The 11,705-nt window shown below is 40.9% G+C and carries 15 protein-coding genes and 2 tRNA genes; 6 read left to right on the top strand and 11 right to left on the bottom strand.

Annotation, left to right across the window (positions count from 1 at the left end):
• Positions 1–223: 223 nt before the first annotated feature.
• The 4 genes from ACINWC323_RS02915 to ACINWC323_RS02930 all read right to left on the bottom strand — a co-directional run bounded on the left by ACINWC323_RS02915 (position 224) and on the right by ACINWC323_RS02930 (position 2,858).
• Positions 224–297 (bottom strand) — tRNA-Trp (locus tag ACINWC323_RS02915).
• 68 nt (positions 298–365) lie between these two features.
• A tRNA-Leu gene (locus ACINWC323_RS02920) sits at positions 366–450 on the bottom strand.
• Between the two features lie 106 nt (positions 451–556).
• Positions 557–1,375: a protein kinase domain-containing protein gene (locus ACINWC323_RS02925; RefSeq protein WP_009514923.1), complete on the bottom strand. Its 819-nt coding sequence runs from the start codon at positions 1,373–1,375 to the stop codon at positions 557–559.
• On the bottom strand, positions 1,350–2,858 hold the full coding sequence (locus tag ACINWC323_RS02930) for a DUF3336 domain-containing protein (RefSeq protein ID WP_032881697.1): 1,509 nt from the start codon (positions 2,856–2,858) through the stop codon (positions 1,350–1,352). Before ACINWC323_RS02930 ends, ACINWC323_RS02925 begins: the two co-directional genes overlap by 26 nt.
• A gap of 174 nt (positions 2,859–3,032) precedes the next feature.
• On the opposite strand from ACINWC323_RS02930, the gene ACINWC323_RS02935 reads away from it, so the two are divergent.
• The 4 genes from ACINWC323_RS02935 (at position 3,033) to ACINWC323_RS02950 (ending at position 6,804) form a co-directional block, all read left to right on the top strand.
• The gene (locus tag ACINWC323_RS02935) at positions 3,033–3,908 is read left to right on the top strand and encodes an ATP-binding protein (protein WP_009514882.1); all 876 of its coding nucleotides are present in this window, start codon (positions 3,033–3,035) and stop codon (positions 3,906–3,908) included.
• Between the two features lie 116 nt (positions 3,909–4,024).
• Complete coding sequence (locus ACINWC323_RS02940; RefSeq protein ID WP_009514941.1) at positions 4,025–5,122, top strand: DUF6670 family protein; 1,098 nt, start codon at positions 4,025–4,027, stop codon at positions 5,120–5,122.
• 183 nt (positions 5,123–5,305) lie between these two features.
• On the top strand, positions 5,306–5,884 hold the full coding sequence (locus ACINWC323_RS02945; RefSeq protein ID WP_009514874.1) for a TetR/AcrR family transcriptional regulator: 579 nt from the start codon (positions 5,306–5,308) through the stop codon (positions 5,882–5,884).
• Positions 5,881–6,804, top strand: a complete 924-nt coding sequence (locus ACINWC323_RS02950; RefSeq protein WP_009514937.1) for a DMT family transporter — start codon at positions 5,881–5,883, stop codon at positions 6,802–6,804. The genes ACINWC323_RS02945 and ACINWC323_RS02950 overlap by 4 nt, the downstream gene beginning before the upstream one ends.
• Here ACINWC323_RS02950 and ACINWC323_RS02955 read toward each other — a convergent pair.
• From ACINWC323_RS02955 to tsaD, 5 genes are all read right to left on the bottom strand, one after another.
• On the bottom strand, positions 6,793–7,137 hold the full coding sequence (locus ACINWC323_RS02955) for a hypothetical protein (protein WP_009514875.1): 345 nt from the start codon (positions 7,135–7,137) through the stop codon (positions 6,793–6,795). The two genes, ACINWC323_RS02950 and ACINWC323_RS02955, sit on opposite strands and share 12 nt — an antisense overlap.
• 115 nt (positions 7,138–7,252) lie before the next feature.
• The gene (locus ACINWC323_RS02960) at positions 7,253–7,756 is read right to left on the bottom strand and encodes a hypothetical protein (protein ID WP_005287343.1); all 504 of its coding nucleotides are present in this window, start codon (positions 7,754–7,756) and stop codon (positions 7,253–7,255) included.
• Positions 7,757–7,797: 41 nt separating this feature from the next.
• On the bottom strand, positions 7,798–8,553 hold the full coding sequence (locus tag ACINWC323_RS02965; RefSeq protein ID WP_009514896.1) for a tRNA(His) guanylyltransferase Thg1 family protein: 756 nt from the start codon (positions 8,551–8,553) through the stop codon (positions 7,798–7,800).
• Entirely contained in the window at positions 8,553–9,005 is a 453-nt protein-coding gene (locus ACINWC323_RS02970; protein ID WP_005231426.1) for an AAA family ATPase, read from the bottom strand. Before ACINWC323_RS02970 ends, ACINWC323_RS02965 begins: the two co-directional genes overlap by 1 nt.
• Before the next feature lies 1 nt (position 9,006).
• A complete protein-coding gene (gene tsaD / locus ACINWC323_RS02975) occupies positions 9,007–10,014 on the bottom strand; it encodes a tRNA (adenosine(37)-N6)-threonylcarbamoyltransferase complex transferase subunit TsaD (protein ID WP_009514876.1) in 1,008 nt (335 codons plus the stop codon).
• A gap of 144 nt (positions 10,015–10,158) precedes the next feature.
• Here tsaD and rpsU point away from each other — a divergent pair, with 144 nt between their 5' ends.
• A complete protein-coding gene (rpsU, locus tag ACINWC323_RS02980) occupies positions 10,159–10,374 on the top strand; it encodes a 30S ribosomal protein S21 (RefSeq protein WP_004652785.1) in 216 nt (71 codons plus the stop codon).
• A gap of 27 nt (positions 10,375–10,401) precedes the next feature.
• Positions 10,402–10,848, top strand: coding sequence for a GatB/YqeY domain-containing protein (locus ACINWC323_RS02985; RefSeq protein ID WP_004652784.1), 447 nt, complete (start codon positions 10,402–10,404; stop codon positions 10,846–10,848).
• A gap of 80 nt (positions 10,849–10,928) precedes the next feature.
• Here the strand turns inward: ACINWC323_RS02985 and ACINWC323_RS02990 are convergent, their stop codons facing one another.
• The gene (locus tag ACINWC323_RS02990) at positions 10,929–11,288 is read right to left on the bottom strand and encodes a hypothetical protein (protein WP_005231428.1); all 360 of its coding nucleotides are present in this window, start codon (positions 11,286–11,288) and stop codon (positions 10,929–10,931) included.
• Between the two features lie 40 nt (positions 11,289–11,328).
• Positions 11,329–11,694, bottom strand: coding sequence for a GFA family protein (locus tag ACINWC323_RS02995; protein WP_009514870.1), 366 nt, complete (start codon positions 11,692–11,694; stop codon positions 11,329–11,331).
• Positions 11,695–11,705 lie beyond the last annotated feature (11 nt).

Here is an 11,705-nt window from a genome sequence, read left to right as displayed (position 1 = left end):
AAGAGACTCGAACTCTTACACCTTGCGGCGCTGGAACCTAAATCCAGTGCGTCTACCAATTTCGCCACGCCCCCGATGGGTGTGTATATTAGAGAGAAACTTTGCTCATGACAAGCCTTTTTTATAAAAAAAACATGTCTATGAAACCTAATGCTTTTTTAATATACAACTGAGAAAATAACAGACATAAAAAAAGGACTTTATAAAAAGTCCTTTTCAGATTTGGCAGAGGATCAAGGACTCGAACCTTGACGAACGGTTTTGGAGACCGTCATGCTACCATTACACCAATCCTCTATAACCGTATGATTAAAGCCTAAAAGACTTAACCATAAAAAAAGCAAGGTAACCTTGCTTTTTAAATTTGGTGGGGGCGAAGAGACTCGAACTCTTACACCTTGCGGCGCTGGAACCTAAATCCAGTGCGTCTACCAATTTCGCCACGCCCCCGATGGGTATGCATATTAGAGAGAAACGTTGTTCATGACAAGTCTTTCTTTTAAAAAAACCACTCAAATGAACATATAATATTCAAATCAAGGTGTTATGTTTACTTTTAAAGCAAATTTAGCGTATTGAGGCGAGTTTTTATCGCATCAACAGAATCAAATCGATGTTGAACATGTTTCTCCAGCAACCCTTTTAACACGGGGGAAAAACACTGTAATTGTTCAGGAAGCTGGCTCTGGAGTTGCTGACAATGCAATATCGCCCAATCATGATAGCTTTTGGCGTGTAATCTGCTTTGTGTCAACCATTCATAAACAATAATACCGAAGGCATATAAATCGCTTTGCACGCTCTTGCCTGCGCCCTGAAACAGTTCTGGGGCCATATAATGCGGTGTTGCATCTAGCGTCGTGATGGACTGCCCTATCCTAACGGTCTGTTCAAAGTCGATCAGCCTGCAACTGTTATCATATAAGCGAAAATGTTCTGCCTTTAAATCACCATGAATCCAGCCCGATTGATGCAACTCATTTAATGCATCTAAGGCCTTCAGCAGCTTTTGCCGTAGCTCTTCAATATTGCTCAAATCCTGCATAGGTGTAAAAAAATCTTGTGCAGCAAGCGTGATCAAGCCTATTTCATCACCATCGCAATCCAATAGGGATGTGAACGGGTTAAGCTGAACGATCTGATGCGTTAACAAAAAGTGTTGCCCGGCATGCTGCTGGTAAAACTCCAGCTCGTCTAATAAAGCCTGTTTTAAACCGGTATGGGTATTTGAACGGTGGAATTTCAGCCAATATTGCTGCTGGTTAATTTCAAAAGTATATAAACGTCGCCCAAAGGCATAGCTTTGGGCTTTGGTCATTAAAGTTAAGTTTTTAAGTTGAATCTTGGGATCATAGATCCACGTAGTAAAACTCATTCTGCTGCTTTTCTTCCTGCTTTCGCAATGATGTTAAACAATGCTCAATGGTTTTACCAATCCGCGCATGGGTTTCAATGGCAGAAACTTTGGGCCAGGTTGCCCGCTCACCTTCTCGCTGCAAGATTTTGAACAGTTTTGGTCGTGGATTTTTCAGCATATAGCAATAGTGCCGTAAACCGTATTTGGCAATGATATTCACATCACCATAATAACGTTGTCCCAGGATACCGTAGCCATGATCCAGCGCACGGCGGATCGGGAAAAAACTTCCCACATAATTACGTGTCAGATCCATCACTTCCAGTGCAATTGCTTTGCCTTGACGGCGCACAATCCGTTCAGGCCAGCTCAAGACATCTCTACGGAACCGTTCAGAATCACTTTGCATAAACGGCACAATGTGCGGATTGACCTGACTGGCGATGGTGTAATTAATATTATACAGCCGTGCCATTTTTTCCTGCGGGAAATCGCTACGCATACTGCCATCCACCCATTTGGTGTTGGCCAGATATGGAGTATGCTGTCCGTCATAACGTTTACTGGTCAAATGCACAGGTGGAAATAGCACCGGGACAGCACAAGAAGCCAGTACTGCACTCCATACCAACACATTCGGCGCAGTTAATGCATTCATGATCCGCGGACTTTGCGCCGTGTTATAGGGAGCAATCACAATATTAATATGACGGTTGGACTGCTGATAAGCTTCAGCAAAGGTGACGTCGCCCAGGTTTTGCATCAGGAACTGTTTTAAATACATGACATCGGCAAGACCGCCACGCCCCTTGACCAGTTCACTTATTTTCCTGAACTTGAATGCATCACTAAAAAAATGCTCTCCTTTGAGCAAGTCGGGCACCTGATCCGAGGTGGAGACGCCTAACATGCCAGTCATGATGGCCCCCGCACTGGAACCGGACAATACCCGTGGCATTAAATCCTGCTCGAGCAAGGCCTTACATACGCCGGTATGAAACAGTCCCAAGGTAGCGCCACCAGAAAACATCAGGGCTGGCTGTCCATAGGCTTTCTGGCATTCTTCAAAAAACTGGATTTTTTCCTTTAACTGAAAGGTAATACATTCACTAGAGGCAAGATAACGAAAACAGTCACTCATTTCCTCGACATAATTTTCAATAATCTTTTTTGTTCCGATATAGGTTTGCGCAAATAACATTGGATGACCAATATTGGCAAAGTCATAAGACAAGCCTTCTCTTAATACATAAATCAGATCAAGTGTCCGATGCTGAGTGCGATACTTTTTTAATAGGTTATAACGCTTGGATAAAATTTCGGCATCAAAATAAGGCGACTCATTGTCATATTTCCATACTTCATGACCCGATTCTTCGTCCAGTTTTAGTGCAATTTCCTTCCATTCATCATAAGAGTTTGCGTGCCGTAAGTGTTCTTGCAACATATCAACCCTATACGACTGATATGTATTCTTTTTTTCCTGAACTCTATTGAACATTCGCGATCCTGTTTTTCAGCATATTTTTTGAATTCTTGCACCTATACAATGCAAAAAGCTGCTGTAACAATCAAGGGTAAAATCGATTTATTTCGATATTTCTGATGAGATCTTCTTTCTTTCAGAAATAGCAATGTTAGTATCACTATTCATTATTAAGTTTGGTTTGTATTTATGGCGATCCTTGATTTACCCGAATCTATTCTCCAGTCTTTATCGAATGTCCTAACACAACTGCAGCAAGTTCTTCCTGCACCAAGACAGCCGACTGATTTCTCTGCGATCGCGTTTCGATGGGAAAATCAACAACTGGTCGCCATACAGCAGCCCAAGCAGATGTATCTGGAAGATTTAAAAGGGATTGAACGCCAGAAAGAGAAGATTATCCAGAATACCTTACAATTCCTGAATGGCTTGCCTGCCAATGATGTATTGCTCACTGGCTCTCGAGGCACGGGGAAATCTTCGATTGTACGTGCCCTGCTTACCGAATATGCAGCGCAAGGTTTACGTTTAATTGAAATTGAACGTGATGATCTGTCAGACTTGCCTAAAATTCAAAAGCTAATTGAAGGGCGTCCTGAGAAATTTATTGTCTATTGTGATGATCTGGCTTTTAATGCCGAAGATGAAAACTATCGCAGTCTAAAAAGCGTTCTGGATGGTTCCCTGCAATCGGGTTCAAGCAATTTTATTATTTACGCCACCAGTAACCGCCGTCATTTATTGCCTGAATTTATGCACGAGAATACTCCGGTACGCAAAGTCGATGTGCCGCAATATACGGAACTGCATCCACAGGAAGCCATTGAAGAAAAAATTTCACTTTCGGATCGGTTTGGCTTATGGCTATCCTTCTATCCTATGGATCAGCAGCTTTATTTAGAAATCGTTGAACACTATATCGTGAAAGCGAATCTGGAATATAACGAGCTGGTACGTGGTGAAAGCCTAAAATGGTGTCAGGCCCGTGGACAACGTTCCGGACGTGCCGCCTATCAGTTCTCAAAACATTGGATTGGTTCACAAAATTTAGAAAAAATTACCTAAAAAGTTAAATAGTGAGTTGTCCTCTAAAGCTTTGGTTTTGTCCTCATTTCCGCTTAGCAATGGCAATTGTTTTCCCTAACCTACTTCCCTGCGTAAATAGAGTTTAGGAAAATGAGATGAAAAAACAATTGCCACCAACTTCCCTGACCAGCAAAATTTTGGGCAAAAGCTTATTACTGGCTCAGAACACATTAGATAAATCAGTCAAGTATTCAACAATCCCTTTTTCCACCCCTGAAATTATTCGACCACGCATAGACGAAAAATTTTACACGTGGACGCATTATGGAATTTTCTTTCCGCTCTTACCTGAACCGCACCGTTATTTAAATATCATGATTTTATTGGGTACGCCTGGTGCATTGGCCTTTGACCATGACGATATTACAGTGGGTGATCCACGAGAAAGCGCAACCTTCTTTTCAAGCACGGCTGCTGTAGATGAACATCTGTTAAAAGCCTATATCATGCCTGAAAATGCGAATATTCAGGAAGATGGGACCTTGATTGAATTGGGCGAAGAGGTTTCAATTCAAGGCACATTACCGAATATTCAGCTCAAAGGGGCTTATCATGGCCTCAGCTTTGAATTCGAGCTGGATGTCAGCGAACAAATTTCATGGTTTATCAAAACCCCGATTTACGATCATTTCAGTCTATTAGCCAGCTTCAAAGGCCAACTTGAGTATAAGGGCAAAAAAACACCTGCTGAGGGCTTATGTACTTATGAATATGCCCGCGCAACAGGTGCACATGGCATGGTGAAAAAACTCCTGCCTGAACCCTATAAATTACCGCTTGATTTCTTTACCTATCAGATTATTAACTTAACCGAGACCACGCAATTACTGCTGACCAAAGCCGATATTCTTGGGCAGCCCGCAGCCTATACATTGCATGTTCGCCATACCGACAAGCCGGCTGAAGTCTATACCGATGTTGAGTTCAAGGTCACCCGTTATCAATCTGATCGTCATGTTTCGCCAAGCGGCAAGAACATGCGTCTGCCACAACAATTTAGCTGGTCTGTTAAAGATAATGCCGGTCAAAAGGTACTTGAGATCATTGCTGAAATTGACAGTCCGTTCCGTTATGGACACGGTGTGGGTTATGCCAGCGCCTACACTTATACAGGTGAATATCTAGGTCAGCCAGTTCAGGGCCGTGGTTATATTGAATATGTGGATGTCGAAGACCAGAAAGCATTTCAATAAACCTTCTATTTAGCAGTGAATATAGCGATAAGCCTTTGAAAATAATAAAAGGCTTATCTACTCTCTCATTTCTTTCGCCGCTTCATCGCTAAAAAAATTACTGTCTGTTTAAGGATTCATACTTGCGAATAAAAGAATTTTTACCTAATATTAGGTAGATCGGTATACATAAGTAATTTTACAATGAGTTCGAAATCAGCAAAACAAAAAATTCTGGATGCAGCATCTACCCTGTTCTATAACGATGGCATCAGTAATACAGGCATCAATAGCATTACAGAGAAAGCCAACGTAGCGAAAATGTCTTTGTATAATAACTTTGCTACCAAGTCAGATCTGATCACCTGCTATATCGAAGCACGTCATCAGGAATGGCTCGACTTATATGAAAAACGAAAAGTCCAGATTAAAACCCCTCTAGATGGAATTCTGGCGGTTTTTGATGCCTATCAGGATCATGCCGAATTTGCCTATGAAAACGGTTTTCGTGGCTGTGGCTTATTGAATGCGGCAGCAGAATTTCCTGCTTATAGCCCTGAGCGATTAGCTGTCAAAAACCATAAAGACGAAATTGAAGCAATTTTAGCCGGCCATTTAAATCAATTAATTCACGATGCTGAGCGAGTCAAAGAACTGGCATTACTACTTTCTTTTCTTCTTGAAGGATCGATTGCCCGCGCAGGTTTGGAAAGTTCCAGCGACAAGGTTTTTGCAGCCAAACACATGGCTCAGCGCTTATTAGAACAAGAGATTACAAATTGAATAGCTCAATCAATATAAAAGCTCATTACGGCTTTATTGCGGTGTTAGTGGCTTCTATTTTATGGGGAACCACAGGGACGGCTGCGTCCTATGCACCGAATTTAAGCCCTTTGGCCATCGGCGCAATTGCCATGGGTGGTGGTGGGTTGTTACAAGCCTTACTCGCCCATAAAGATATTCGCAACCACTTACCCCATATTCGCGCTTACTATCCATTATTATTGATCGGTATGGTCTCAGTCGCGATTTATCCATTAGCGTTCTATTCATCGATGCGTATGGCGGGGATTACCATTGGCACCGTGGTTTCAATCGGTTCAGCCCCTTTATTTACCGCATTACTGGAAAAGTTTTTTGATAAAAAAGCACTTTCTGGTAAATGGTTTATCAGTTTCGTTTTTGGTGTCGCCGGCGTTTTACTATTATCCATTGGCGAATCTCATTCTCAAGGATCAATACATACCATTGAGACAGATCAGAAAAGCATTGGAATTATTCTCGGACTGATCGCTGCCCTGACCTATTCTCTATATTCCTGGGCTGCAAAAAAGATGATTGATCGCGGCGTCGACTCCAAAGCCTCTATGGGCCTGATTTTCGGTTTTGGGGCCTTAATTCTATTACCGACCCTATTTTTTACCGGCACCAACCTGTTTGATGAACCGGTAAATCTTTATGTGGTGGGTTATATGATGCTGATCCCGATGTTTCTCGGCTACCTATTATTTGGTTATGCGCTAAAAACTATTTCAGCCAGTACCGCCACCACATTGACCTTATTTGAACCACTGGTTGCAGCACTATTTGCCGTCTTGCTGGTTGGCGAACAACTGGCACCTATTGGCTGGCTGGGTATGGTGTTGATTTTTGTGTGTCTGGCAGTGTTGTCTAAAGCTGATCGTTTACAGTTAATCACTTAGAAAAATTGCTAAGCCATTAAAATCAATAAATAGTAATAAAGCACACACAAAGCTCAAAGCAATGATTTTCCCATTAAAGAACAATGCTACTTTGGCTAGTTTTTTAATGGGTTCATCTTTTTTCAATCCAATGATCGAAAAAATGATGCCAATAAAATTACAGATAATTGAAATAATCCATGCCAGCAAAAAGAATAAATGAATGGGTGGCATTTCACAGATTCGATCAGTTGTACATGGAATACTGAGAACATAAATTGAAAAAATTGCTGCTGCGACAACTATAATTATACTTAACCATGCACAGCCATTGGCTGCTTTAATCACCCACATGATCGATTCCTTTTTATTTATATATTATTAAAAAATACTGAAATTATTTGATCATTAAAAATATTGAGCAATATCGATGCAAAAAAATTTCTGCATCGACCATCCAACTGAAAGATTAATACTCTCTTGCTAACTTTTCTAAAGTGGTTAGCATTTTTCTGACCACACTTCTTTTATGGTGCAACATATTCTTAATGTTACTTGGATTAAAACCCGTCAATTTTGCGATACCACGACTGGTCATGTATTCACCAGTTTTCGCAAAGTGCTTTTCACTTAACTCAGTTTTCGCATTAGAAAAACGAACTGCCAGCTTATAATCATTAAACTCAGACCATGCACCTGTCTTATATTCATCCGCATCAAAGTTGCTCTTCTGCTGAGTCGGTTTCTCGCGCAGAATATTACTTAAGCGATTAATGATAATTTTTTCTTCACTTTGTTCAATTAATTGATAAAGTTCAGTTTCTTCAAATGGTCGACCTAAAGCGATGTCTTTCCGATATTGTTCAACGATTTTTTCTTTTGATGCAACCTTGTCCTCACCTTTTTGAGTGAGGCATAGAATTTTAAATAAAGATTCTAATCGGCCACATGTAAAAATATAAGAAATTTTCAACTTACAACTCCATTATGAACGATTTGTTCATAAAAATATTTTCAAAAAAAATTTTGACGTATAAATTCACTATAGAATTCATTTAAAGGCAAATCAAAATCAGCAACTAACTGCCTTCTTGTCGTTTGTGTAGTTTCACCAGTTTTCGGATTCAGACCCGTTTTTTCAACATCTTTCCAATAAACACCTGTACCACGTTTTTGCCATGCAGGGAGTTCATTAAAATTAATCTGCTGTGAAAAGAGTAAATCATGCTTTTCTTGACGATTTAATCCCTTAACTTGTTCCGTTGCCGCACCGACTGCATGGCCTGATTTTCTTAACATCCAATAACAATGTGCATTTAATGCATTTCGATGAGCATCCTCTTGTCTCCAACGGAAGTAGTCATCGACTAATTGCGAATTGGGTAAAACACAAACTCGAGCATCAAAAGTAGCCATTTGACCATGCATAACAGAGAACTTTGCACTGGCTTCCCCTGCTAAAATAGAAAGAATTTTGCGTTCCTTACGATTAAAACTTTCATCACGGTAATGGAATAAAAGAGAAATTTCATCGCTCTGGGTATAACCATAAACGATATTAAAACCACATTGTAATAAATGGGTTGTGGTTTCTACCATTAAATCTCTAAAATGTACATCAAATGGCGCTTCAAATTGCCAGATCTCTTTAGTTAACCGTGTAAACCCACGACCATCCAACCTTACGACAATATAATTTTCGGGCGGAATACAAAAATCGTAAGCCGTCTCATATTTTCTTAGTCTGGTATCTAAATCTTCAAATCTCATTATTGTTCTCTTTGATACAGCAAGCTCACATTAAAATCATTTTCTTGATCAATTGAAACGCTGTAAATTTCATCAAAACCTTCATTAAGCTCAGGGACTTCTAACTTTTTAAACGTAGAAATCACACCAACTCTAGGAATTTTCGCCTTACCTTGACGTTGTTCATTTCGTAAAAGAGCATCATCCAGACCACTATCAAAATAGTAAGCAATCACTTTAAAGTGAGCATTTTTTGCATCATGAACATATATTTTTCGATCTAATTTACTCGGATTGGTATTATCAACAACAACCTTCTGTTTTGCGTCCAAACAGGCCTGAAACAATATTTTCTCACGATGTCTAGTTTTCAACATATCAAGATTGAGACGAATATGCGTGTCAGAGAAATATTGCTTAAAGAATGTTGATTTACCTGAAGCTTGCCCACCCACAAAAATGATAAGTTCCATTTTAGGTCGGTTTTAACTCGGTCATTGGCCAGCGCGGTGTGGTGGTTACCGCCAAACCATCCTGCTGTCCTGCCTTTAATCGCTGGTATCCGGCAAAGGCAATCATGGCGCCGTTATCGGTACACAACGCAGGCTCGGCATAATACACCTGCGCTTTGATCTTTTTCAGTGACGTCTCTAATTGCTCACGCAAACGGATATTGGCACTAACACCACCGGCAATCACCAAACGCTTTAAACCCGTTTGCTTTAAAGCTTTCACAGATTTTTTAACCAGTGTATCGACCACCGCTTCTTGAAAAGATGCCGCCACATCCGCATCCCGATTTTCTTCACCCAGCTTTTTCAATTGTACTGAAACTGCTGTTTTCAGACCGCTAAAAGAAAAGTCCAGACCTTGATGCAAAATTGGGCGCGGGAATTCAAAAGCTTGTGCATCGCCCTGTAACGCCAGCTTCGCAATATTCGGTCCACCCGGATAAGGTAGCTTCATCATTTTCGCGACTTTATCAAAGGCCTCACCCGCAGCATCGTCAATTGATTCACCAAGTAATTCATATTGACCAATACCATAAGCCGCCATTAATTGGGTATGCCCGCCAGAAACCAGTAAAGCCACAAACGGAAATTCCGGTGGAGTTTCCGAAAGTAATGGTGCCAGCATATGACCTTCCATATGGTGTACACCAATCGCAGGCTTATTCAGCGCAAAGGCTAAGGTACGACCAAATAACGCACCCGTCATAAGCGCGCCCATGAGACCTGGGCCACGGGTATAAGCCACTGCGTCAATCTCTTGCTTGGTGACACCACTTTGCTCAAGCAGTTGATTCATCAAGGGAATCATTTTACGAACATGATCACGTGAAGCCAGTTCAGGCACCACACCGCCATATTCAGCATGCAGTTTGATCTGGCTATAGAGAACCTGTCCACGTAAGCCGAGCTCGCTATCATAGAGTGCTAACCCAGTTTCATCACACGAAGTTTCCAAGCCCAAAACAATCATTAAACTGCCTTTACAACGATCAAAAATAATATCCGAGCTATTATAGACTTGTGATCTGAGTTGTAAATGAGTAAAATACTGACCTTCACTTGCGATCTAGTGCATAGTGCGTTAGATCTTATCCATTATCTTAGAGGATTTTACATGCCACAAGTTAAGTTGAAAGAAGGCGAACCAGTAGACGTAGCTATCCGTCGTTTCAAACGTTCATGCGAAAAAGCGGGTGTTTTAGCTGACGTTCGTAAGCGCGAATTCTATGAGAAACCAACTCAAGAACGTAAGCGTAAAAAAGCTGCTGCAGTTAAGCGTTATCAAAAGAAATTGACTCGCGAATCTGTACGTACTACTCGCCTTTACTAATTAATTTGTGATTGACTGCTGAAGACTATGAATACTTTAAAAAACCAGATTACTGACGTGTTAAAAAACTCAATGCGTGCCAAAGATATGGCAACAGTAACGGTGATTCGTGGTGTACAGGCAGCAATTAAGCAAATCGAAGTCGATGAGCGCATAGAGCTTGACGATGCTCAGGTTCTTGCGGTCATTGAAAAGCAAATTAAACAACGTAAAGAATCGATCAAAGCCTTTCAAGGCGCTGGTCGTGATGATTTAGCTAGTAAAGAACAAGCCGAAGTTGAGGTTATTTCTCAATTTCTACCAGAAGCTATGACTGAGGAAGAGCTTGATTCTATCATTGAGCAAACGATTGCTGCTCAAGAAGCTACTAGCATGAAAGATATGGGTAAGGTGATGAATTCTCTACGTCCGATCATAGCCGGGCGTGCCGATCCTGCACAAGTATCTGCTAAAATTAAAGCAAAATTAAGCTAATCTGCTTAATTCCCCCCTTTATATAATTTATTCAATTCAAAAATTGGATTCATTTCCACAATGAACCCAAAGCCGCTGTTTTATTTAAAATCACACTGAACATGATATTTTGCGAGCATTTGCATCTCTTTCGATTCTGCAACCTGCTTGATGAGATCCTGTCTGGTCATACTGGCATATTGTGCCGGTAATGATGAGCGATTTTGTTCGATCGCATCCGACATATCCTGAATATAACGCTGATTTATCTGGCAATATTTGGCCTGCTGCTCAGGCGTAAATTGTGAGGTTTGGGGATTCAAGCTGCGTAAAAAACTCCGGATGTCCTGTGCATAGCTACTACGAATTTTATCGACTGCATTTACATATTGCTCAACAGAAGCTGCTGAACTCATCCCCACTGCACTTAATGCACAAATTAAAACTAAAATCTTTTTCATAAATGTTCTAAATGCTCAGCCATTGCTTACGCAGGCCATCTTATCTTAATTCAATAAAATTTGGTTTATGCTCAAGAAAAAATTCTTCTTTCGGTGCAGGGATATCACCTTCCGTCACTGTACCCAGACGTAAACGGATGACATTCGGCAAATCAATATGATAAGAATAAAGCGGACTGGCACAGTTTTGGCAAAACACGCGTGCCTTGTTAGGTGTATGAAAATATTCTTTCAGTTGCTCACGTCCGCAAATTAGCTCAAATTTACTTTGCTCAAGTGGGCTGTTCCAGCCTGCAATAGCACCTTGAGCCTGCTGGCAATGCATGCAATAACATAAGATGCTGTGTTCAATTTCCCCATGATATTGATACCGCACCGCACCACACAAACATTGCCCTTTGATCATTTTATTTTCCT

This window comes from Acinetobacter sp. WC-323, from assembly GCF_000314615.1.
Taxonomy (GTDB): Bacteria; Pseudomonadota; Gammaproteobacteria; order Pseudomonadales; family Moraxellaceae; genus Acinetobacter; species Acinetobacter courvalinii.
The sequence above is the reverse complement of the archived record's forward strand: the minus strand, read 5'-3'. Positions and strand labels throughout refer to the sequence as shown.